The sequence below is a fragment of the Acinetobacter psychrotolerans genome (genome assembly GCF_048552595.1).
In the GTDB taxonomy this organism is placed as follows: Bacteria; Pseudomonadota; Gammaproteobacteria; order Pseudomonadales; family Moraxellaceae; genus Acinetobacter.
The window spans coordinates 297,736-319,755 of the sequence record NZ_JBIMDK010000001.1; the positions used below are offsets into that span (position 1 = coordinate 297,736).

At 40.4% G+C, this 22,020-nt stretch carries 33 protein-coding genes and 1 pseudogene; 27 read left to right on the forward strand and 7 right to left on the reverse strand.

From position 1 onward, the window contains the following. The first annotated feature begins 192 nt into the window (after positions 1–192). Together ACG94X_RS01280 and ACG94X_RS01285 are read left to right on the forward strand one after the other, a co-directional pair. A complete protein-coding gene (locus ACG94X_RS01280; RefSeq protein ID WP_419381926.1) occupies positions 193–1,068 on the forward strand; it encodes an acyl-CoA thioesterase in 876 nt (291 codons plus the stop codon). Between the two features lie 143 nt (positions 1,069–1,211). Further along, positions 1,212–2,450 carry a dicarboxylate/amino acid:cation symporter gene (locus tag ACG94X_RS01285; RefSeq protein ID WP_419381927.1) on the forward strand — a complete coding sequence of 413 codons (1,239 nt, stop codon included), beginning with the start codon at positions 1,212–1,214 and terminating at the stop codon, positions 2,448–2,450. Between the two features lie 112 nt (positions 2,451–2,562). Here the strand turns inward: ACG94X_RS01285 and ACG94X_RS01290 are convergent, their stop codons facing one another. The 7 genes from ACG94X_RS01290 to ACG94X_RS01320 all read right to left on the reverse strand — a co-directional run bounded on the left by ACG94X_RS01290 (position 2,563) and on the right by ACG94X_RS01320 (position 9,728). After that, complete coding sequence (locus tag ACG94X_RS01290) at positions 2,563–3,516, reverse strand: metal-dependent hydrolase (protein WP_419381928.1); 954 nt, start codon at positions 3,514–3,516, stop codon at positions 2,563–2,565. A gap of 140 nt (positions 3,517–3,656) precedes the next feature. Then, positions 3,657–4,523 (reverse strand): ribosome biogenesis GTP-binding protein YihA/YsxC, encoded by an 867-nt coding sequence (gene yihA, locus ACG94X_RS01295; RefSeq protein WP_419381929.1) that lies wholly within the window; start codon positions 4,521–4,523, stop codon positions 3,657–3,659. Positions 4,524–4,623: 100 nt separating this feature from the next. Next, complete coding sequence (locus ACG94X_RS01300; protein WP_419381930.1) at positions 4,624–5,067, reverse strand: RrF2 family transcriptional regulator; 444 nt, start codon at positions 5,065–5,067, stop codon at positions 4,624–4,626. 73 nt (positions 5,068–5,140) lie between these two features. Continuing rightward, complete coding sequence (locus ACG94X_RS01305; protein ID WP_419381931.1) at positions 5,141–5,494, reverse strand: hypothetical protein; 354 nt, start codon at positions 5,492–5,494, stop codon at positions 5,141–5,143. Between the two features lie 161 nt (positions 5,495–5,655). Next, positions 5,656–6,420 (reverse strand): globin domain-containing protein, encoded by a 765-nt coding sequence (locus ACG94X_RS01310; RefSeq protein ID WP_419381932.1) that lies wholly within the window; start codon positions 6,418–6,420, stop codon positions 5,656–5,658. 247 nt (positions 6,421–6,667) lie between these two features. Beyond that, positions 6,668–8,185, reverse strand: a complete 1,518-nt coding sequence (locus ACG94X_RS01315; protein WP_419381933.1) for a helicase HerA-like domain-containing protein — start codon at positions 8,183–8,185, stop codon at positions 6,668–6,670. A 352-nt stretch (positions 8,186–8,537) separates the two neighbouring features. After that, positions 8,538–9,728, reverse strand: coding sequence for a PLP-dependent transferase (locus ACG94X_RS01320; protein WP_419381934.1), 1,191 nt, complete (start codon positions 9,726–9,728; stop codon positions 8,538–8,540). A gap of 183 nt (positions 9,729–9,911) precedes the next feature. Here ACG94X_RS01320 and ACG94X_RS01325 point away from each other — a divergent pair, with 183 nt between their 5' ends. The 25 genes and pseudogenes from ACG94X_RS01325 to rpsM all read left to right on the forward strand — a co-directional run bounded on the left by ACG94X_RS01325 (position 9,912) and on the right by rpsM (position 22,018). Continuing rightward, positions 9,912–10,637: a type 1 glutamine amidotransferase gene (locus ACG94X_RS01325; RefSeq protein ID WP_419381935.1), complete on the forward strand. Its 726-nt coding sequence runs from the start codon at positions 9,912–9,914 to the stop codon at positions 10,635–10,637. Positions 10,638–10,914: 277 nt separating this feature from the next. Continuing rightward, a complete protein-coding gene (gene rpsJ, locus ACG94X_RS01330; protein ID WP_004725677.1) occupies positions 10,915–11,226 on the forward strand; it encodes a 30S ribosomal protein S10 in 312 nt (103 codons plus the stop codon). A gap of 60 nt (positions 11,227–11,286) precedes the next feature. Continuing rightward, positions 11,287–11,925 (forward strand): 50S ribosomal protein L3, encoded by a 639-nt coding sequence (gene rplC / locus ACG94X_RS01335; RefSeq protein ID WP_086164638.1) that lies wholly within the window; start codon positions 11,287–11,289, stop codon positions 11,923–11,925. 11 nt (positions 11,926–11,936) lie between these two features. Continuing rightward, complete coding sequence (rplD, locus tag ACG94X_RS01340; protein WP_419381936.1) at positions 11,937–12,539, forward strand: 50S ribosomal protein L4; 603 nt, start codon at positions 11,937–11,939, stop codon at positions 12,537–12,539. Further along, positions 12,536–12,856, forward strand: coding sequence for a 50S ribosomal protein L23 (gene rplW, locus ACG94X_RS01345; RefSeq protein WP_067661648.1), 321 nt, complete (start codon positions 12,536–12,538; stop codon positions 12,854–12,856). Before rplD ends, rplW begins: the two co-directional genes overlap by 4 nt. A gap of 11 nt (positions 12,857–12,867) precedes the next feature. Further along, entirely contained in the window at positions 12,868–13,692 is an 825-nt protein-coding gene (gene rplB / locus ACG94X_RS01350) for a 50S ribosomal protein L2 (RefSeq protein ID WP_419381937.1), read from the forward strand. A 19-nt stretch (positions 13,693–13,711) separates the two neighbouring features. Next, complete coding sequence (gene rpsS, locus ACG94X_RS01355) at positions 13,712–13,987, forward strand: 30S ribosomal protein S19 (protein ID WP_139853116.1); 276 nt, start codon at positions 13,712–13,714, stop codon at positions 13,985–13,987. A 9-nt stretch (positions 13,988–13,996) separates the two neighbouring features. Then, positions 13,997–14,326, forward strand: a complete 330-nt coding sequence (gene rplV / locus ACG94X_RS01360) for a 50S ribosomal protein L22 (RefSeq protein WP_419381938.1) — start codon at positions 13,997–13,999, stop codon at positions 14,324–14,326. Position 14,327: 1 nt separating this feature from the next. Further along, positions 14,328–15,144: pseudogene (rpsC, locus tag ACG94X_RS01365) on the forward strand (30S ribosomal protein S3). Then, on the forward strand, positions 15,084–15,497 hold the full coding sequence (gene rplP / locus ACG94X_RS01370; protein WP_419381939.1) for a 50S ribosomal protein L16: 414 nt from the start codon (positions 15,084–15,086) through the stop codon (positions 15,495–15,497). The pseudogene rpsC and the gene rplP overlap by 61 nt, the downstream one beginning before the upstream one ends. Continuing rightward, positions 15,497–15,694, forward strand: a complete 198-nt coding sequence (gene rpmC, locus ACG94X_RS01375; RefSeq protein WP_004650482.1) for a 50S ribosomal protein L29 — start codon at positions 15,497–15,499, stop codon at positions 15,692–15,694. The genes rplP and rpmC overlap by 1 nt, the downstream gene beginning before the upstream one ends. Beyond that, entirely contained in the window at positions 15,691–15,948 is a 258-nt protein-coding gene (rpsQ, locus tag ACG94X_RS01380) for a 30S ribosomal protein S17 (RefSeq protein ID WP_419381940.1), read from the forward strand. The genes rpmC and rpsQ overlap by 4 nt, the downstream gene beginning before the upstream one ends. A gap of 90 nt (positions 15,949–16,038) precedes the next feature. Further along, complete coding sequence (gene rplN, locus ACG94X_RS01385; RefSeq protein ID WP_004725701.1) at positions 16,039–16,407, forward strand: 50S ribosomal protein L14; 369 nt, start codon at positions 16,039–16,041, stop codon at positions 16,405–16,407. An 11-nt stretch (positions 16,408–16,418) separates the two neighbouring features. Further along, positions 16,419–16,736: a 50S ribosomal protein L24 gene (gene rplX, locus ACG94X_RS01390; RefSeq protein ID WP_419381941.1), complete on the forward strand. Its 318-nt coding sequence runs from the start codon at positions 16,419–16,421 to the stop codon at positions 16,734–16,736. A gap of 16 nt (positions 16,737–16,752) precedes the next feature. Further along, positions 16,753–17,289, forward strand: a complete 537-nt coding sequence (rplE, locus tag ACG94X_RS01395) for a 50S ribosomal protein L5 (protein WP_419381942.1) — start codon at positions 16,753–16,755, stop codon at positions 17,287–17,289. A gap of 9 nt (positions 17,290–17,298) precedes the next feature. Next, positions 17,299–17,604: a 30S ribosomal protein S14 gene (gene rpsN, locus ACG94X_RS01400; protein WP_166322118.1), complete on the forward strand. Its 306-nt coding sequence runs from the start codon at positions 17,299–17,301 to the stop codon at positions 17,602–17,604. Positions 17,605–17,617: 13 nt separating this feature from the next. Next, the gene (rpsH, locus tag ACG94X_RS01405; RefSeq protein ID WP_419381943.1) at positions 17,618–18,013 is read left to right on the forward strand and encodes a 30S ribosomal protein S8; all 396 of its coding nucleotides are present in this window, start codon (positions 17,618–17,620) and stop codon (positions 18,011–18,013) included. A 13-nt stretch (positions 18,014–18,026) separates the two neighbouring features. Beyond that, on the forward strand, positions 18,027–18,560 hold the full coding sequence (gene rplF / locus ACG94X_RS01410; protein WP_419381944.1) for a 50S ribosomal protein L6: 534 nt from the start codon (positions 18,027–18,029) through the stop codon (positions 18,558–18,560). A 14-nt stretch (positions 18,561–18,574) separates the two neighbouring features. Continuing rightward, the gene (gene rplR / locus ACG94X_RS01415) at positions 18,575–18,925 is read left to right on the forward strand and encodes a 50S ribosomal protein L18 (protein WP_419381945.1); all 351 of its coding nucleotides are present in this window, start codon (positions 18,575–18,577) and stop codon (positions 18,923–18,925) included. Between the two features lie 2 nt (positions 18,926–18,927). Beyond that, on the forward strand, positions 18,928–19,425 hold the full coding sequence (gene rpsE / locus ACG94X_RS01420) for a 30S ribosomal protein S5 (RefSeq protein WP_419381946.1): 498 nt from the start codon (positions 18,928–18,930) through the stop codon (positions 19,423–19,425). Positions 19,426–19,431: 6 nt separating this feature from the next. Continuing rightward, positions 19,432–19,608 (forward strand): 50S ribosomal protein L30, encoded by a 177-nt coding sequence (gene rpmD, locus ACG94X_RS01425; protein ID WP_419381947.1) that lies wholly within the window; start codon positions 19,432–19,434, stop codon positions 19,606–19,608. A gap of 3 nt (positions 19,609–19,611) precedes the next feature. After that, the gene (gene rplO, locus ACG94X_RS01430; RefSeq protein ID WP_419381948.1) at positions 19,612–20,052 is read left to right on the forward strand and encodes a 50S ribosomal protein L15; all 441 of its coding nucleotides are present in this window, start codon (positions 19,612–19,614) and stop codon (positions 20,050–20,052) included. A gap of 45 nt (positions 20,053–20,097) precedes the next feature. Continuing rightward, positions 20,098–21,417 (forward strand): preprotein translocase subunit SecY, encoded by a 1,320-nt coding sequence (gene secY, locus ACG94X_RS01435; protein ID WP_419382005.1) that lies wholly within the window; start codon positions 20,098–20,100, stop codon positions 21,415–21,417. Positions 21,418–21,437: 20 nt separating this feature from the next. Beyond that, the gene (gene rpmJ, locus ACG94X_RS01440) at positions 21,438–21,554 is read left to right on the forward strand and encodes a 50S ribosomal protein L36 (protein ID WP_000867907.1); all 117 of its coding nucleotides are present in this window, start codon (positions 21,438–21,440) and stop codon (positions 21,552–21,554) included. 107 nt (positions 21,555–21,661) lie between these two features. Further along, positions 21,662–22,018: a 30S ribosomal protein S13 gene (gene rpsM / locus ACG94X_RS01445; protein ID WP_004650467.1), complete on the forward strand. Its 357-nt coding sequence runs from the start codon at positions 21,662–21,664 to the stop codon at positions 22,016–22,018. Positions 22,019–22,020 lie beyond the last annotated feature (2 nt).

Here is a 22,020-nt window from a genome sequence, read left to right on the forward strand (position 1 = left end):
TTTTACCGTTACAAATCGTATTTTTAGCTATTATATCAAATATGAGAAGTGACAATGCAGTCAATCAATCTTTAGTATTTTACTGTGTATTTATGGCAAAATGCCAAAAGGACTGAAATTATGGCGTTTGTTTGGCATCTAGAAATGCAGATTGCCGTTCAAGCCATTGAACACTAAGTGTATGGATTGTATATGAATGACTTAACAAAAGAACTCGTAGAACTATTAACGCTTGAAAAGCTTGAAGAACATATTTTTCGTGGTCAAAGCCGCAACCTTGTTGGGAAGCGTGTTTTTGGCGGTCAGGTGTTGGGACAGGCTTTACGTGCAGCGTCATATACAGCAGATCGCCCAGTTAATTCATTACATGCTTATTTCTTATATGGTGGTGATATTAATGCGCCGATCATTTATGAAGTGGAAAAATTACGTGATGGCAAAAGTTTCCTGAGCCGTCAGGTGAAAGCAATTCAACATGGTCGTACGATTTTTACTGCAATGGTCTCATTTGCAAACAATGAAGACGGATTGGATTATCAGATTGCAGAACCTGAATATCCTGAACCTGAAAGCCTAAAAGCAGAACAGGAATTAAAAGAAAACTTAGTGAGCTTTATTCCAGAAAATATTCGGACGGCCTTTATGCGTCCGCGTCAGGTGGAAATTCGCCCAGTCAATATTAGCAATCCTTTTCAGGCACAGCCAGAAGCACCATCTTACGCACATTACCTGCGGACGCATGACAAGCTTTCTCCTGAGCTTGAAAATGATGTGTCTTTACATCAAGCGATTGTTGCATTCTATTCAGATTACACTTTGATGATGACGGCATTACGTCCACACGGTATGAACTATTTATCGCCAAGTTTGCAATGTGCGAGTATTGATCATGCGATCTATTTCCACAAACCTGTCCGTGCTGATGACTGGATGCTATACGATATGGATGCAACAGTGACTGCAAACTCACGTGGTTTGAATCATGGTCGGATGTGGCAAAATGGACAGTTGGTATGTAGTACAGTTCAAGAAGGCTTAATGCGTTTAAGAGAAATAGAAACGCAGTAAATTCTGAATCGAGCTTGAAAATTAAGCCATCTTTTAAGATGGCTTTTCTATTTTTGCGTAGAGCTTGTCACAAAATAATGCTCGATTCTAAATAATTTCAATGGCATATTGCGATCAATAGATAAGATAAATAGTCAGCGAAGATGAGCTTAAATACACAAATATTAATTGCTGCGATTTTAGGTGTTGCTTTTGGATTTTTATTAATTCAATTTCCTGCAACACAATTTTTTGATGTCAGTATTTATGGCTTAGGCATAGCCAGTAACATTTTTATTGGTTTATTAAAAATGTTACTTGTTCCGCTTATTTTTAGTTCAATTTTAGTGGGTGTATCTAATTTAGAAGGTGGTACGCAACTGGGTCGAGTGTGGAAAATTACTTTGGCGTGTTGTGTAACGACAACGACATTGGCATTGATTCTCGGCTTAGCGTCTACACATCTTTTTAATGTCGGGCAGGGTGTAGATATTACCTTGTTTAAGGATGCGATGGCGCAACATCAAACTCCAGATACACTTACTCCAAGTAGTTTTTTTACCAATTTTATTCAAAATACTTTAATTAACCCATTCAAAGCTTTTAGCGATGGTAATGTTCTTGCCGTTGTTGTATTTGCATTATTGTTGGGATTGGCTTTAGTCCGTGGTGGTGAGCGTTTCAGTGCCATCAAACAACTTGCACATCAATTCTTTGACATTATGATGTTGCTTGTATCATGGGTAATGAAGGTTGCACCGATTGGAATTTTTGCATTATTAGCAAAGTTGATTGCAATTGAAGATATTTCTATTCTCAGTCGTTTGGCTGAATTTGCAGTGGTTGTTACAGGTACTACGATTTTCCATGGCGTGGTGGTGTTGCCATTATTGTTATGGATCTTTGGGAAAATGGATCCAATCACGTTCTTTAAAGGGACACGAGCAGCACTGATTACTGCCTTTGCGACAAGTTCCAGTTCTGCAACATTGCCACTGAGTTTAAAGTGTGCACAGGAAAATTTAGGTGTACGTCCGCAGATTGCAGGTTTTGTCATACCTTTTGGTTCACAATTAAATATGGATGGTACTGCGTTATATGAAGCTGCTGCTGCACTTTTTATTGCCAATTTAATGGGGCTTGAACTTAGCATTACTCAGCAATTGATTGTGTGTTTAACCGCAATGATCGCATCTCTCGGTGCACCAGGTATTCCAAGTGCTGGCATGGTGACAATGATTATGGTGCTACAGTCCGTTGGTTTACCTGCGGAAGCCATCGCAATTTTGCTGCCGATTGATCGTATTTTGGATACTGTTCGTACTGTGGTGAATGTGCAGGGTGATATGATGATTAGTGTGGTGGTCGATCGTCATACAAGAACATCCGAATCAACCAGTTAATATTTAATGATTTGTATCGTTATTTTATCTTAAATTTTTCTAATATTAATCGGCAGAAGTAAAAAAGCAGGAATTTTATTCCTGCTTTAATCAATAGCCGAGAATGTGATACTTAAGCAGCAACCTTAGGTAAAGCGCGTTTCGCAGCAGGTGACTGGTCTAAGTATGCAATCGCATCTTCAGTTTTAGCCTCATGGACAGGATCATACCAAGGCATTAAATAGCCCAGTTGTTGCGATATGAGCCAAAGTGGATGTGGCATCAAACGATTATCTTTTTGAGCAATACTTGCCCATTCACGCCAAATCCACGGTTTGTAAACGGCGGGTTTTTTATCAGCAAAACGTGGATCTTGGCCCATAATATGTGCTGCACCATCTACCCAAAGACCTAATACAGCAGCGATTACAATGACACTCTGGTAATAACGAGAAATATAGCCACCACCTAAATGACGATATAAGTCAAATGCGACAGTGCGATGTTCAATTTCTTCTGCGCCGTGCCATTTTACTAAATCGAGCATATTGGCATCTGCACCCAATTCAGCCCATTTTTTATTATATAACACGTATTTACCGAGTACACATGTCATGTGCTCAACCGTTGCCACAATACCTAAACGGAATAAATCCCACTGATGTTCAAGTGGACCCGGTACAGGAATAACGGTAAATGGTTTATCTGCCAAAACTTTGGTAAATAAAAGCTCCATAATATCTAGATTACGTTGTATATCGATATTACGAACCGTTAAATACTCTTTATTTGCTGAACTATGGGCTTGTGCATGCATTGCTTCTTGGCGAATAAAAGCACGAACATCTTCTTTTAATTTTTCATCGGTAATCTGGGGTAATACTTTGTTATAGAGGCGACAAAACCAAAACTCACCCGCAGGTAAAATCATATTAATTTCATTAATGAAATAGCTAGAGAATGGTTGATTTGGAATCCAATCTATTGGTGTGTCTTGCCATTCGAATTTAACTTTACGTGGCTTAATATGGTATTGAATAGACGATCCAATCTTACTGTTCTTTAATTTAGATAATAACTTCATCACAGTGTCCTAATTTTTATCATGTGAATTCACACTTTATAATTTCAGTATAAAAAAATGCCCTGAATTGTTATTAGCAATTTAGGACATTCGAATATCAATTAGTGATGATTTTGGTCGGACAATCGAAAAAAAGGCGAAATTTATTCAGATTTGTTTGAAATATCACCATCTTTAATAAATTCAGTGACAGATTCGTCGCTTGCATCGTCTAATTCATGATCAGTAACTTCATCATCCATATCGTCTGCTGTGGCTTCTGGAATTGCATCGAGATCAAAACCGATTGTTTTATCTAGTGTGTAATTTAGACGTCCTGCCATGATCGATGCAAGTTCTTCAAGACCCTGTTTATTTAAAGATGAGAATAATTGAATAGAGAAATTAAGTTTCATTGTTTTCAATTTTTGTTGTACGTCGAGTAAAACTTTGCTGGCAGGTCCGCGATTCAGTTTATCCGATTTGGTTAAAAGTACATGAACAAATAAGTGGCGTGAATATGCCCATTCCAACATCATGACATCAAAATGTTGTAATGGATGGCGAATATCCATTAATAAAACAAGCCCTTGTAGGCTTTGACGATGAATCAAATAATTTTCCAGTTCTTTTTGCCAAACAATTTTCATTGCTTCAGGTACGGCTGCATAGCCATATCCTGGTAAATCGACCAAGCGCTGATCTGGATTACCCAAGCTGAAAAAGTTGAGCATTTGAGTACGACCAGGTCTTTTAGACGCACGAGCCAATTGCTTTTGGTTGGTTAGTGCATTGATTGCACTTGATTTCCCTGCATTTGAACGACCTGCAAATGCAATTTCATAGCCTGTATCTTCTACACAAAGATTCAGTTTTGGCGCACTCATGAGGAATTCAGCACTATGCAACCAGTTCAAAGATGAAGTTGAATATTCTGAAATCGCAGGATCCGCCATTTTCTCATAGCTGATTTTTTGTTTAGGGGTGTTTGATGTCTTGCTATTTCTAGACTTTCCACTGCTGCGATGCATACTTCAACTTCAATAAACGGATGAACGAAGTGCATTATAAAGGAAGTCGAAGATTCAAGCGAATTTTGATAAATCTTATTTGAGTAAAAGGTAGTGTGATTTATACATTAAGGTTTGGAATGGGGGAGTCGACAAGCTTGTGCTGCTGAGGTGGAGTATTCAATACTTCTGCAACAGTGTATTGATCAAGACTGTGATAAAATGCTTCAACTGCATGATCTAAAATACCTTTTAGTCCACAACGAGAGCGTAAAACACAAGGTGGGGTATTGCATTCTACGATTTGTGCATCGCCTTGAAGAATACGAACAATATGACCGAGTCGATAGTCTAAAATTTCTGGATTTAGACGTAAACCGCCACCTTTACCACGTGTGGTAATTAGCCAGCCTTGTTTTCCCATGAAATGAACGATTTTAACCAAATGATTTTGTGAAACTTTTAAGTTCTCTGCAATTTCAGCAATCGTATACGGTACATCTTTCGGTTGAGAGATGTACATTAAAATACGGAGCGCATAATCGGTAAATTTGTTGAGTTGCATAAATTTAAATAAACTTCGACATAATCATATACCCACCTATCTTAGCGTGAATAGTCGTGAAATGGTATGTCATCTAAATATTGGCGTATTCAAGAATTTCTTGCCCCATTAACAAACACGTACCTTGTTTTTCCAAATAGTATTCGAAACGCATACGATATTCACCTTTATAAATAAATCCCCATACTTCTAGAACATCGAATCTTTGTTTTTTATTTCTTGGATTAACGATAGAAGCTAAGGCTTTGACATCTTGTGAAATTTCGATACGGTCATCTGGCCCGAAATGAAACTCTAAAAGTTTTTGAGCTTGTTGAATTGCTTGGTCTTTACAATGCAATGACGATTTTACTTGGGCTGCTTGACTCGATGTGGAAAAAGCTAACGCGTGTGTGATAATGATTAGAATAATGTAAATGCGTTGCATAATAAAAACTCTGAATGAGCATACTCAAATAGCAGTATATAAATTTTCAGAATATTGACCAATAACCCAATTGTGAATTTTTATGAAAAAAATAAGCGATATATGAATGAGGAAACCATATATCGCTTATTTATTAATATTCTGTTCGCTTTAATTCAATATTACTTCACTAGAGGTGCAGTTAATTGAACTTGATCACCAACTTTGTAATGGTCTAAAAGAATATTAGATACCGAGTATTCAGTGTGATTTTTTTCAGGTTTTACTTCAAATTGATATGAATTTTCAGTATGAGTAAGGACTGTATACTGGTGTGGTTGCTCAATACCTTTGTTTGGTACTTTTACTTTGACTGAAATAAATGCATTTGGATTCGCTTGAGCTGTAGCTTGTTGGTCAGCAGTACGCACAGTAAAGATTTTTCCATTGTCGGAAGCATCTGCAATTGCAGTAATTTCAAAAGCTCTCCAACCTGTCCAGCCACCATTTTGAGCGGCTAAATCTTGATACTTTTGCTTTTCTACGCCAATTAAAATATCAGCCAATTGCAGATAAGCGACTTTCCACGCAGCGATTAAATCAGATTCCATTGGTACATCTAGAACTTCACTAATCGAATGCAGTAAATTTTCACCCACAATCGCATATTGGTCAGGCTTGATGTCTAAGCTGACGTGTTTGGTGGTGATGTGCTCAATAGCTTTAGCGAGAACAGAAGGGTTTTCGATATTTTCTGCATATGCTAATACCGCTGCTGCCAAGGCGCGGGGTTGACGTCCAGAATTTTGACTATCTAGATTAAAAATATTATTTAATTCAGGGTTATTTGCCAACATTCTTTTATAAAAATAGCTTGTTAATGCAACACCATTTTCACGAAGTACAGGAACGGTAGATTTAACAAGTTCGATATGTTGTGGAATCATTGGCTAGACCTTTTATCTGGCTTTATAAGATATATTTAAAATATATGTTTTAAGATGCTCTTGCAATACTTTTTAAAAAATAACCTTAAATTTTTTATGGATTATTTATTCAAACTTAATTAATCAAACTAAGAAGATGAATAAAATTGTTTATTTACAGTATTTTTAACGGCTAGTCTTTTATATAAAACGTTTTAGATAATTCAAGAAGGAGTTGAATTACTCCTTCTTGAATTACTGAGATAAATTAACGACCACCAAAGAGTGATCCTAATAATCCACGGACAATTTTTTGCCCAGTAGAGCCACCTAAACTACGTGCAGCACTTTTGGCAAATGTTCCAATCACATCTTGGGTGAGTTTGGAGCGTGCAGCAGCAGCTTTTTCATCTTCTTTTTGTTGTGCTTTTTCTAAACGCTCTTGTTCTTTGGCTTGTTGTGCTGCTGCTTCCGAAGCGACTTGTTGTTGGGTGTTATCGGAAACTTTACGTTGTAGCATTTCATAAGCACTGTCACGATCTACTTCATTGTCGTAAACGCCAGCCACAATACTTTGTGCTATCAGCGCTTTACGTTCTTCTAAAGTAATTGGGCTGAATGACGAGTAGGGAGGCATGATCATCGCGCGTTCTACGACTTGCGGTGTACCTTGTTCGTCTAAACAACTAATGAGGGCTTCACCCACAGCAAGTTCGGTAATGGCTTCATCCACTTTAAATTCAGGATTGGCTCGAAATGTATCCGCAGCGGTCTTTACTGCTTTTTGATCCTTTGGTGTAAATGCACGTAAAGCATGTTGTACTCGATTCCCTAACTGCCCTAAAACATTTTCTGGAATATCGAGTGGACTTTGGGTAATAAAATAAATGCCCACACCTTTAGAGCGAATTAGACGAACCACTTGTTGAATTTTATCTTGTAAGGCTGGGCTTGCGTTATCAAAAAGTAGATGTGCTTCATCAAAGAAGAACACCAGTTTTGGTTTATCCATATCGCCGACTTCTGGGAGTTTTTCAAACAATTCAGAAAGCATCCATAATAAGAAAGTGGCATAGAGTTTTGGTGTATTCATCAGCTTATCTGCTGCCAAAACATTGATATAACCCTGTCCATTGGAGTCAGTCTGGATAAAATCCATAATATCTAAACTAGGCTCGGCAAAGAAGCGTTCACCACCCTGATCTCCTAAAGCCAATAAATTGCGTTGAATTGCGCCTAAGCTCGCAGGTGAGAGATTGCCATATTCGGCTTTTAGATCTGATGCATTTTCACTGACATAGGTCAACATTGCTTTAAGGTCTTTAAAATCAATTAATAATAACCCTTGGTCGTCTGCGACACGGAATACCGCAGAAAGTACGCCCTCTTGGGTATCGTTTAAATTTAGCATTTGAGCGAGAAGTAAAGGGCCAATTTCTGACATGGTGGTACGAATAGGGTGCCCTTGCTCACCAAATAAATCCCAGAAAATTGTTGGTGAAGATGCAAATGGAACATTCTCAATGCCTAGGCTTTTAATGCGTTCTTCAAATTTTGGATTACTTGAGCCTGCTTTGGTAATACTTGAAACATCACCTTTGGCATCTGCTAAAAATACAGGTACGCCAATCCGTGAAAAATTCTCTGCAAGCACTTTGAGGGTTACTGTTTTACCCGTTCCTGTTGCCCCTGCAATGAGTCCATGCCGATTGGCAAATTGTGAATGTAATACGATGTCTTGTGCTGTATCTGAAGTTTTTTTTGCGATGATAATTGGTGTACCCATTGTTATTCCTATAGCTTCTATTTGAGTTCGGATATTCTTAATCTTGCTCAATATTTATGTCTTTATTGTTATACAAAATTGCACGAATTGGCGATGTTGTAAATCTGTATTTGTTGATGAATTTGAAATTGATATTTTTAACGATTGAAAGAAATTTTTGCTCAATTTTTACAGCGTATACATTCTTATATCGTTACGTTTTACTTGTACTGTTTGAATGTGGTGCTACGTGAGGCGGCATCTAAACCACCTCACATAATCGCAGCATTATGTTTAATTTCACATTGTCTATGGAGTGGTTTGTTAAATTGATCTCATTGATTAAAACTTATCAATTCAATAATTAAACGGATTAAACTAGAATAACCTTTAATGCATTTTCAATATCTACAATTAAATCGTCAGGATGTTCTAAGCCAATACAAAAGCGTACCAATAAACCTTGCTGTAAATGTGGGTGTTCTAATTGGCGCATACCATTTAAGTTATACAGCATCACCAAACTAATAGGGCCACCCCAACTAAAACCGATTTTAAAGAGTTTTAAATGATCACAAAATTTACGAATTGCTACCAAATCATATTCAGGCTTGAAAATGACGCTGACTAAGCCTGCGCTGAGTCCAGTTTGGCAGGTGTCTTTCCAAAAGGTATGGCTTATGTTGTCTGGATCGGCAGGGTGTAATACTTGTGCAAATGCAGTTTGGGTTTTTAGCCATGCTAAAATTTGCAAAGCACTTTGTGATTGATGTTGATAGCGCAATTGCATAGAAGCAAGGCTGCGTTGTACTTGAGCCGCGTCATCACCCGAAATAGCAATGCCTTGAATAGCATGAGTACGAAATAATTGGTGATGTAAGCTTTTGTCGTTAGTAACAACTGAACCCATTAAAATATCACCACCACCACTTGGGTATTTGGTCAGAGCATGAACGGAAATATCGACACTCAAATGTTCATCACTAAAATCAAAAGTATTAAAGGCTAAACCTGCGCCCCATGTATTATCGAGTGCTGTTAGAATATTTTTTTCTTTGGCTTTTCTGACTAAATTAACTAAGTCTGGAAATTCTAAAGTGACCGAGCCTGCTGCTTCTAACCAAATCAATTTTGCTTTTTCACTTGGCTGAAAAGAAGTTGCATCAATTGGATTATAAACTTTGACAATAATGTTGTAGCGATGTTCAAGATTACGTAAATGTTCCATATTTGGACCATAAATATTATCTGCAACCCAAACCTCATCGCCATGATTTAAAAAGCAAGAATTGACTAAATTAATTGCAGACAAACCGCTGGGCGCGAGTAGACAATATTGCCCACCTTCAATTTGGGCAATGTTATCGCCTAGTGTAAAGGTGGTTGGTGTGCCATGTGTGCCATAACTATAGTCATAATCATCTGTCCAATGGCGATTAAACAGAGCATCGGTATTTTCGAAAATGATTGTAGATGCACGAAATAAGGGAGCTTGAACGGTATTGATAAATTGAGGTGCTTTGCGCGGCGCGTGAATTAAAGCGGTCTGAGGATTTTGTTTCACAAGATTACTCAAAATAAGAACAATAAAAGAATTGAAATAAGCAAAACATATTCAGTTGGTATCTAAAAGCAATAATTTGTGAAAATTAATATCTAAAACAGGTGTTGGCTTCATTTTTGCATTTATACAACGGTACATTTTTGGCTTTGCAGTGTAGGCGAAACAACAAGAATAGGTGATAACATGAATAAATTGAAAGTTCATTATTTTCAACATATTGCGGGTGAAGGTTTTGGTAGTTGTTATGATTATTTAAAAGCAATGGGTGCAGAAATTACCGCAACGGAATTTTTTGCTTTACCTATAGATTCACAATTAGATATAGAAGCATTGCCGCATGTGAATGATGTGGATTTGCTTATTATTATGGGCGGAGAGATGAGCGTAAATGATGAAGCCAATTACCCATGGTTAAAACTGGAAAAACGCTGGATCCGCCGCTATTTGGCAGAACAAAAACCTGCAATAGGGTTGTGTTTGGGAGGGCAGCTCATTGCCAATGCTTTGGGTGCAAATGTTCGACGCAACGAAGTACAAGAGCTTGGTTGGACAACGGTGAATAAAAGTCACTTTGTGCCAGATGAATACTTTCAACTCCCTGAAGTTGTTCGTGTGATGCAGTGGCATAGTGAGACTTTTGATATTCCGAAAGGCGCAATTCGCTTAGCCGAAAATCAAGCATGTCCAAATCAACTCTACCAAATTGGCAAGAACGTTTTAGGTTTTCAATTTCATCCAGAAATTACACCACATAGTTTGGAAATATTCATTGAACATGAAGAGAATGATATGGTGTTTAGTCAAGAGCTTGCACTATCATTGAGCGGATTGAAAAAGTCACAACAGATGGATTATATGAACGGAAATCAACTTCTTAATCACGCGATTGATTACGTTTTACGAGTCTAAATTTTTGTTTTAATATTAACCTGAGTATTTACAATAAATTATTTAAATATATGGAAAAGCACTCAAATAGGTTTGCTTAAGCGTTAAACAATCGTTATAATAAGCGACCCTTCGATATGAAGGGGATGGATGGCGAAGAAAGTCGTCCGTATCGTTACAGTCGTGGCATCGATCATGACCTTAGTGATAATTCACTGCCTTTGACACTTGCTCTATTTTGATAGGGGGAGATGCGTCATGGGTGATTCTTTATATATTTGGCTTGGAGTTAACTGGTATGTCTAACCAGAGAATTCGTATCCGTCTTAAGTCTTTTGATCACCGTTTAATTGATCAATCTTCTCAAGAGATCGTAGAAACAGCAAAACGTACTGGCGCACAAGTGTGTGGCCCTATCCCGATGCCTACTCGCATCGAACGTTTTAACGTTTTAACATCACCACACGTTAATAAAGATGCGCGTGACCAATATGAGATCCGCACTTACAAACGTTTGATCGACATCGTTCAACCTACAGATAAAACTGTTGATGCATTGATGAAGTTGGATCTTGCAGCTGGTGTTGATGTTCAGATCGCATTGGGTTAAGGCTTTCGGGTTAATTGATGTTTTAAGTCAATTAGGTCGCTTTTTTAGAGGTTTATGCACATGACTATTGGTTTAGTCGGTCGCAAGTGCGGTATGACACGTATCTTTACAGATGCTGGTGTTTCTGTGCCTGTAACAGTGATTGAGGTTGATCCTAACCGCATCACTCAAATCAAAACGCTTGAAACTGATGGTTATCAAGCGATTCAAATCACTACTGGTGAACGTCGCGAATCTCGCGTAACTAACGCTCAGAAAGGCCATTTCGCGAAAGCGGGTGTTGCTGCTGGTCGTTTGGTTCAAGAATTTCGTGCTACAGAAGCTGATCTTGAAGGTCGTGAAGTTGGTGGTTCTCTTACCGTTGAATTGTTCACAGTGGGTCAAGTTGTTGACGTAACTGGTCAATCTAAAGGTAAAGGTTTCCAAGGTGGTGTTAAGCGTTGGAATTTCCGTACGCAAGATGCTACACACGGTAACTCACTTTCTCACCGTTCTTTGGGTTCTACTGGTCAAAACCAGACACCTGGACGCGTGTTCAAAGGCAAAAAAATGGCTGGCCATTTGGGTGCTGAACGCGTAACTACACAGGGTCTTGAGATCATTGCTATCGACGTTGAACGTTCAGTTCTTGTCGTTAAAGGCGCAGTTCCTGGTGCTACTGGTGGCAACGTTACTGTTCGTCCTACGATCAAGGCCTGAGGGGAAATATTGTGAATTTAAATACTGTTTCCGGCTCTACTGTTGAACTATCTGAAGTTGCTTTCGGTCGTGAATTTAACGAAGCGCTTGTACACCAAGTTGTTACAGCTTATTTAGCTGGTGGTCGTCAAGGTTCGAAAGCTCAGAAGTCACGTGGCGATGTATCTGGCGGTGGTAAAAAACCATTCCGTCAAAAAGGTACTGGTCGCGCGCGTGCTGGTTCTATCCGTAGCCCAATCTGGGTTGGTGGTGGTAAAACTTTTGCTGCTCGTCCACAAGATTGGTCTCAAAAAGTTAACCGTAAAATGTACCGCGGTGCAATGCAATGTATCTTAGCTGAACTTGTTCGCCAAGATCGTCTTATTCTAGTTGAAGATTTTGCTGTTGAAGCTCCTAAAACTAAAGAATTGCTTGCTAAGCTTAACGGCTTGAACGCTACTCGCGCATTAATCGTTACGGAAGCTGTAGATGAAAATCTATATCTAGCTGCTCGTAATATTCCACATGTTGATGTGGTTGATGCTGCTGGGATCGATCCTGTTGGTTTGATTGCGTTTGATAAAGTTGTCATGTCTGTAGCTGCTGCTAAGAAAATTGAGGTAGAACTCGGATGAACAACGAACGTATCTATCAAGTCCTACAAGGACCTGTATTCTCAGAAAAAGCTCAAGCTTTAGGTGAAGCTGCTGGTGTTCAAGTTTTTAAAGTTGCAATTAATGCAAACAAACTTGAAATCAAAAAAGCGGTTGAACAATTATTTGGTGTAGAAGTTGTTAAAGTTAACACGACTATTACTAAAGGTAAGACTAAACGCTTTGGTAAAACATTAGGACGTCGTTCTGATGTTAAAAAAGCATACGTCACCCTGAAAGCTGGCCAAGATGTTGAAATGGCTGACTTGGGCGATACCGCTGAAAGCACAGCGGAATAAGGACGAAAATTATGCCAATTCAAAAATGTAAGCCAACGTCTCCAGGGCGTCGCTTTGTAGAGAAAGTCGTTCACGACCATCTTCATAAAGGCGCACCTTACTCACCGTTGGTTGAAGCTAAAAAACGTACTGGTGGTCGTAATAATAACGGTCACATTACAACTCGTCACGTTGGTGGTGGTCATAAACAAAACTACCGTATCGTTGACTTTAAACGTAACAAAGATGGCATTCCTGCTGTAGTTGAGCGTATTGAATACGATCCTAACCGTACATCACACATTGCTTTGGTTTTGTATGCTGATGGTGAGCGTCGTTATATCATCGCTGCTAAGGGTTTACGTGCTGGTGATCAAGTACAGTCTGGTAACGATGCTCCAATTCGTCCAGGTAACTGCTTGCCACTTCGCAACATGCCTATCGGTTCTACACTACATAACATCGAGCTTAAAATTGGCAAAGGTGCACAATTAGTGCGTTCTGCTGGTACTTCTGCTCAGTTGTTAGGTCGTGACGGTTCTTACGCAATCATTCGTCTTCGTTCGGGTGAAATGCGTAAAGTACATGTTGAATGTCGCGCTGTGTTAGGTGAAGTATCTAACTCAGAAAGCAACCTTCGTTCACTTGGTAAAGCAGGTGCAGCACGCTGGCGTGGCGTTCGTCCTACCGTTCGTGGTATGGCGATGAACCCAGTTGACCATCCACATGGTGGTGGTGAAGGGCGTAACAAAGGTATTCAACCTGTAAGCCCATGGGGTCAAAAAGCTAAGGGGTACAAAACACGTACCAATAAGCGTACGACTAAGATGATCATTCGCGACCGTCGCGTTAAGTAACAAGTAAAGGAATCTGACAATGCCTCGTTCTCTGAAAAAAGGCCCATTCGTCGATGCGCACTTGTTCGCTAAGGTTGAAGCGGCTGTAGCGAGTAATACTCGCAAGCCGATCAAAACTTGGTCGCGTCGTTCAATGATCCTCCCGGATTTTGTTGGTTTAACAATTTCTGTACATAATGGCCGTAACCATGTTCCAGTAATCGTATCTGAACACATGGTTGGTCACAAACTCGGTGAATTCGCGCCAACTCGTACCTATCGTGGTCACGGTGTTGACAAGAAGTCTAAACGTTAAGGTGCTATGATGGAAGTTACTGCTAAATTACGCGGTGCCGCTATCTCGGCACAAAAAACTCGTTTGGTTGCAGATTTAATCCGTGGCAAATCTATTGCTCACGCGCTTAATATCTTGAGCTTCAGCAATAAAAAAGCTGCAGCGATTGTGAAAAAAGCTTTGGAATCTGCAGTTGCAAACGCTGAACATAATAACAGTTTAGATGTAGACGACCTTAAAGTTACTACGATTTACGTTGATGAAGGCACTAGCCTTAAACGTATTATGCCACGTGCTAAAGGCCGTGCAGATCGTATTACTAAGCGTACTTGTCACATTACCGTTAAGGTAGGGGTTTGATATGGGTCAGAAGGTTCATCCAATCGGTATCCGCCTTGGTGTTGTAAAACGTCATAACGCCAACTGGTATGCGAGTCCGAAACAATACGCTGAATATTTGCTTAAAGATCTTCAAGTTCGTGAGTTTTTGAATAAAAAACTTAAAAGCGCAATGATCAGCAAAATTCTTATCGAACGTCCTACAGGCGCTGCTAAAGTAACTATTAGCACTGCTCGTCCTGGTATCGTTATCGGTAAAAAAGGCGAAGACATTGAAAAATTACAGCGTGAACTTACTCAAATTATGGGTGTTCCAGCGCAAGTAAGCATCAACGAAATCGATCGCCCAGACTTAGACGCTCGTTTAGTTGCTGAAGGTATTTCTTCACAATTAGAAAAACGTGTAATGTTCCGTCGTGCTATGAAGCGTGCGGTTCAAAACACTATGCGTGCTGGTGCTAAAGGTATTAAAGTTGAAGTTTCTGGTCGTCTAGGTGGTGCTGAAATTGCACGTACAGAATGGTATCGTGAAGGTCGTGTACCTCTTCATACTCTTCGTGCGGACATCGACTATTCATCAGTGCGCGCTGAAACTACTTACGGTACGATTGGTGTTAAAGTTTGGATTTTCCGTGGCGAGATCTTGGGTGGCATGAAGCAAGTCATGAACCCAGCTCCTGCTGAAGATCGTCCAGCTAAACGCGGTCGTGGTCGTGGTGAGGGTCAAGAGCGTCGTGGTCGTCGCAATGATCGTTCTGCTGAAAAGGGAGAATAATCCATGTTGCAACCTAAACGTACTAAATTCCGTAAAGTGCAAAAAGGCCGTAATACTGGTCTAGCTCATCGCGGTAGCACCGTATCTTTTGGTACAATTGCGCTTAAATCTGTTGAACGTGGTCAAATGACTGCTCGTCAAATTGAAGCTGCGCGTCGTACAATTAGTCGTCGTGTTAAGCGTGGTGGTAAGATCTTTATCCGTGTATTCCCGGACAAACCAATTACTAAAAAACCTCTTGAGGTTCGTATGGGTAAAGGTAAAGGTTCAGTGGAATATTGGGTTTGCCAAATCAAACCAGGTAAGATCTTGTACGAAATGGACGGTGTTAGCGAAGAATTGGCTCGTGAAGCGTTTGCGCTTGCAGCAGCTAAACTTCCGTTTAAAACCGCTATCGTTATTAAGACGGTGATGTAATGAAAACTAAAGATCTACGTGAAAAATCGGTAGAAGAGTTGACAGCTTTGCTTGATGAGCAACAGCTTAACCAATTCCGTCTTCGTATGGCGAAAGCAACAGGTCAATTGGGTAAATCGCATGAAGTTGCGCTTACTCGTAAGACTATTGCTCGCATCAAGACACTCCTTACCGAAAAACAGGGGAACGGACAATGAGTGAGCAAATAGTTCGCACGTTAACAGGCAAAGTAGTAAGCGACAAAATGGACAAGTCTATTGTTGTACTTATCGAACGCCGCGTTCAACACCCGTTGTATGGCAAATCAATCCGCCGTTCAACAAAATTACACGCTCATGATGAGAATAACACTGCTAAAACTGGCGATGTTGTAACCATTAAAGAAAGCCGCCCAATTTCAAAAACTAAAGCTTGGACTTTAGTGGAAGTTATTGAAGCAGCTGCTGAGTAATTACGTTCTTGTTGCATCATTGGTCAATTTCGAGTACTCTTTGAGCCTTTCGAAATTGCGACCGGTGATGCTCGGTTTCGGAGTAGGGCAATGATTCAGACCGAAAGTATGCTAGACGTAGCAGACAACAGTGGGGCACGCCGCGTACAATGTATTAAAGTACTTGGTGGTTCACATCGTCGTTATGCTTCTGTTGGCGACATTATTAAAGTTACTGTTAAAGAAGCAATTCCACGTGGTCGTGTTAAAAAAGGCGACGTGATGAATGCGGTTGTAGTTCGTACTAAATTCGGTATTCGTCGTCCAGATGGTTCTGTGATCCGTTTTGATGATAATGCTGCAGTTATTTTGAACAACAACAAGGCTCCGATTGCCACTCGTATTTTCGGACCAGTGACTCGTGAACTTCGTACTGAACAGTTCATGAAAATCATTTCATTGGCTCCTGAAGTTCTATAATAGAGGCAATCATGGCTAAGATTAGAAAAGGCGATCAAGTAATTGTGATCGCAGGTAAAGAAAAAGGCAAACAGGGCACCGTTTTGTCTGTTTCAAATGACCAAGTTAAGGTTGAAGGCCTTAACTTAGTTAAGAAGCATCAAAAGCCGAACCGTGCAACTGGTGCTGAAGGTGCTATCGTTACACAAGAAGCTTCGCTTCATATTTCAAATGTAGCAATTTTTAATGCTGCAACCCAAAAGGCTGACCGTGTTGGTTACCAAGTGGCTGAAGGCGTGAAAACTCGCGTTTATAAGTCAAATGGTGAATCAGTGGCGACAGCAAAGTAATAGGTTGAAATAGGCTATGGCCAGACTTAAAGTACGTTTTAATGAAGAAATCCGAGCTAAGTTGAAAGATGAACTTAACTTGGCTAATGTGATGGAAATTCCTCGCATTACAAAAATTACCATCAACATGGGTGTTGGTGCAGCTTCAGCTGACAAGAAATTGTTGGATGGTGCTCTAGCTGATATGCAAGCTATTGCTGGTCAAAAACCAGTGCTTACTTTAGCTCGTAAATCAATCGCTGGTTTTAAAATCCGTGATGGTTGGCCGATCGGTTGTAAAGTTACTTTACGCGGCGAACAAATGTACGAATTCTTAGACCGTTTGATCTCTATTGCGATCCCTCGTATTCGTGACTTCCGTGGTTTTTCTGCGAAGTCATTTGATGGTCGTGGTAACTATTCAATGGGTCTCAAGGAGCAGATAATGTTCCCTGAAATCGATTTTGATAAGATCGATCGTATTCGTGGTATGGATATTACCATTACTACGACTGCTCGCACCGATGACGAAGGCCGTGCGCTTATGCGTGGATTCGGCTTCCCGTTCAAATAAGAGGTCGATATGGCTAAGAAAGGTATGATTAATCGCGAATTGAAACGCGAAGCTACTGTTGCTAAATACGCTGCAAAACGTGCTGAATTAAAAGCAATTATTGCAAACGTAAATGCTACAGATGAAGAACGTTTCGAAGCGATGATGAAATTTCAAGCATTACCACGTAATGCGTCTCCAGTGCGTCTTCGTAACCGTTGTGGTTTAACTGGTCGTCCTCATGGTTACTTCCGTAAGTTCGGCTTAAGCCGTAACAAATTACGTGAAACTGTAATGCAAGGTGATGTACCGGGCGTTGTTAAGGCAAGCTGGTAAGGAGCGACTATAAATGAGTATGCAAGATACCGTTGCCGACATGTTAACCCGTGTTCGTAACGCACAAATGGCAAAGAAACAAACTGTTTCTATGCCTAACTCTAAGTTGAAAGTTGCTATCGCTAGCGTACTTCAATCTGAAGGTTATGTTGCAAATGTAGAAGTAGCTGAGAATGAAGGCAAACCTACTTTGACAATTACTTTAAAGTATTTTGAAGGCAAACCAGTTATCGAAACTGTGAAACGCGTAAGCCGTCCAGGTTTACGTCAGTATCGCGGTAAGGATGCACTTCCGAGCGTTAAGCAAGGTTTAGGTATTGCAATTGTTTCTACAAGCAAAGGCATCATGACTGATCGCGCAGCACGTTCTGCTGGTATCGGTGGTGAAGTTATTGCTTTTGTTTCTTAATAGGTGATTCCTCATGTCTCGTGTGGCTAAAGCCCCAGTAGCTGTACCTAATGGTGTAACAGTTACTCAGAACGGCCGGCAGGTCGAAGTGAAAGGTACAAAGGGTTCTTTGTCTTTCACCCTGCATGCGCTGGTCGAGCTTAAACAGGAAGAAGGTAAACTTCAAATTGCTCCAGTTAAAGAATCTCGTGATTCTTGGATGCAAGCTGGTACTGCTCGCGCTGTGTTAAATAACCTTGTAAAAGGTGTTAACGAAGGTTTCGAACGTAAGTTACAACTCATTGGTGTTGGTTACAAAGCTGCGGTTAAGGGTACTGTTGTACACCTTAACTTAGGTTTTTCACATCCAATTGATTACGCACTTCCAGAAGGTGTAACTGCGGAAACTCCTACTGCTACTGAAATCATTTTGAAATCAACTAACAAGCAATTGTTAGGTCAAGTGGCTGCAGAAATCCGTGGATACCGTCCACCAGAGCCATATAAAGGCAAAGGTGTTCGTTATTCTGACGAAGTTGTTCTTCGTAAAGAAGCTAAGAAGAAATAAGGCGCGAGGTTCTTATGAACGAAAAGAAACAATCCCGTTTGCGTCGTGCGAAAAGCACACGCTTGCACATCCGTGCGTTGGGTGCGACTCGTTTGTGTGTAAACCGCACTCCGCGTCACATCTATGCTCAGGTTATTTCAGCAGATGGTGGAAAAGTATTAGCGCAAGCTTCTACTTTGGATACATCATTGCGTAGCGGTACTACTGGTAACGTTGATGCGGCTACTAAAGTAGGCGCTTTAATCGCAGAGCGCGCTAAAGCAGCTGGTGTTACTAAAGTTGCATTTGACCGTTCTGGTTTTAAATATCATGGTCGTATCAAAGCCTTGGCTGATGCTGCTCGTGAAAACGGCTTGGAGTTCTAATCATGGCTAAAGTTGAACAAAACGAAGGTCTTGTTGAAAAGCTGGTTGCCGTTGATCGTGTAGCCAAAGTTGTTAAGGGTGGTCGTATCTTCTCTTTCACAGCATTGACTGTGGTAGGTGATGGTAATGGTCGTGTAGGTTTTGGTCGTGGTAAAGCACGTGAAGTTCCAGCTGCTATTGCTAAAGCACTTGAAGCTGCTCGTCGCAACATGATTACCGTTGATCTTGCAGGTACTACTCTGCAACACCCTGTGAATGCTCGTCATGGTGCAAGCCGTGTATACATGCAACCTGCTTCTGAAGGTACTGGTGTAATTGCTGGTGGCGCTATGCGCGCTGTTTTAGAAGCGGCAGGTGTACATAACGTACTTGCTAAATGTTACGGTTCTACTAATGCTGCTAACGTAGTTAACGCAACTTTCAAAGGTTTGCGTGATATGACTTCTCCTGAGAAAGTCGCTGCGAAACGTGGTCTTTCAGTAGCACAAATTCAAGGGTAATCAATCATGAAAACGATTAAAGTTACCCAGATTAAATCTTCTTCGCATCGTTTGAAAAATCACAAACTTTGCCTACAAGGTTTAGGTCTGCGTCGTATTGGTCATACTGTAGAAGTGTTAGATACACCTTCTAATCGTGGTATGGTCAACAAAGTTTACTATATGGTTAGTGTAGAGGAATAAGCCATGACTCTGCGTTTAAATGAACTTGCACCTGCTGAAGGTGCAAAACGTGACAGCCGTCGTGTAGGCCGTGGTATCGGTTCTGGCGTTGGTAAGACTGGTGGCCGTGGTGTCAAAGGTCAAAACTCACGTAAAAGTGGTGGTACGCGTCCAGGTTTCGAAGGCGGTCAAACAGCGTTATATCGTCGTTTACCTAAATTCGGTTTCACTAGCCAATTGGCTTTGAAAACTGCTGAAGTACGTTTATCTGAGCTTACTAAAGTTGAAGGCGATATTGTTTCTCTTGAAACTTTAAAAGCTGCGAACGTAGTACGTAAAGATATGATTCGTGCTCGTATCGTTCTTTCTGGTGAAATCACTCGTGCGTTCACTATCCAAGGTGTTGCATTGACTAAAGGCGCTAAAGCTGCTGTTGAAGCTGCTGGCGGTAAAGTCGAGGAGTAATCGCGAGTGACTATGTCTCCTAGTTCTACAGGTCATGTTAACATGATGAAAGGTCAGCCGTTTCATGTGAAATATCGTGAAATTATACAGCGATTAATGTTTTTAATCGGTGCTTTGGTGGTCTTTCGACTAGGAGCGCATATTCCGCTGCCAGGGATTGATAATGTCGCTTTAGAACGTTTTTTCAAAGCTAATGAAGGTACTTTTTTAGGTTTGTTTAATATGTTCTCTGGCGGAGCATTAGAACGAATGTCTATTTTGGCGTTAGGAATCATGCCATACATTTCTGCATCAATTATTGTGCAGCTGATGTCAACAGTTGTTCCTTCGTTAGAGGCATTAAAGAAGGAAGGCGAGCAGGGTAAGCGTAAGATTAATCAATATACGCGCTACGGCACCCTATTACTTGCATTAGTTCAAGGTATTGGGATGTGTGCTGGTCTGATTAGTCAAGGGATTACTTTGACTTCAGGATTGGCGTTCTACGTTCCAGCGCTAACATCGTTAGTCGCAGGTACTATGTTCTTAATGTGGTTGGGTGAGCAGATCACTGAACGTGGTGTTGGTAATGGTATCTCAATGATTATCTTTGCAGGTATTGTTGCTGGTTTACCAAACTTAGTCATCCAAGCATTTACTTCGGTAGATAATGGTCAATCGAGTTTAATCGGTTTGGCTGTATTTGGATTACTTTCAATTGCTGTATTAGCGGCGATTGTGTTCATTGAAAAAGCTCAACGTCGTATACCTGTTAACTATGCTCAAAAGCAGCAAGGTCGTCGTGTATTTACTGCACAGCAAACACATTTGCCATTGAAGATTAATATGGCAGGGGTAATTCCAGCAATTTTCGCGAGTTCGCTGTTACTTTTCCCTGCAAGTTTAGGTCAATGGTTAGGTAGTGCTGATCCAAATGCAGGAATCGTGAAACGTTCGCTACAAGATTTAGCATTAGTGTTATCGCCTGGACAACCTTTGTATTTAGTGCTCTTCGGTGCGTTAATTATTTTCTTCTGTTATTTTTATACGGCACTGGTGTTCAGTCCTAAAGAAGTTTCAGAGAATTTAAAACGCAGTGGAGCTTATGTGCCTGGTATTCGCCCAGGAGAGCAAACTGCTCGTTACTTAGATCATATTCTTAATCGTTTGACTTTTATTGGTGCAATCTACATTACGGTCATCTGTTTAATGCCGATGATTTTACAGAGTTCTTTTGGTATTCCATTCCATTTGGGTGGTACTTCATTACTCATCGTAGTTGTAGTGGTTATGGACTTTATGGCTCAGCTGCAAGCCCATTTAACTTCGCACCAGTACGATAATCAATCGTTAATGAGAAAAACGACTGCTCATCCTAAGGGATAAGCGCACTTAGAGGTTTCATCATGAAAGTACAAGCTTCTGTAAAGAAAATTTGTGGTAGCTGTAAAGTTATCCGTCGTAATGGGGTTATTCGCGTAATTTGCAGCGCAGAACCTCGTCATAAACAGCGTCAAGGTTAATTTAATTAAGACCTGTTGATTTCAGTAGGCTAATTAGGTTATTATCCGCCCTTCAAGATTTTTGTAGGGCGGTTGATTATCTCTACTGCCTTTTTGGAGAAATTTGAATGGCTCGTATTGCCGGTGTAAACATTCCGGATAACAAGCATGCTGTTATCTCTCTTACGTATATCTTTGGTATTGGTCGCCATACTGCTAAGAATATCTTGGCTGCTGTTGGTATCGCTACTACCACTAAGATTCGTGAACTAGATGACGCTCAGCTTGATGCGATTCGTGCAGAAATTACTAAGGTTCCGACCGAAGGTGATTTACGTCGCGAAATTTCCATGAACATTAAACGTTTAATGGATTTAGGCTGCTACCGCGGTCTTCGTCATCGTCGCAGCTTGCCTGTTCGTGGACAACGCACCAAAACTAACGCACGTACCCGTAAAGGTCCGCGCAAACCTATTAAGAAATAAGA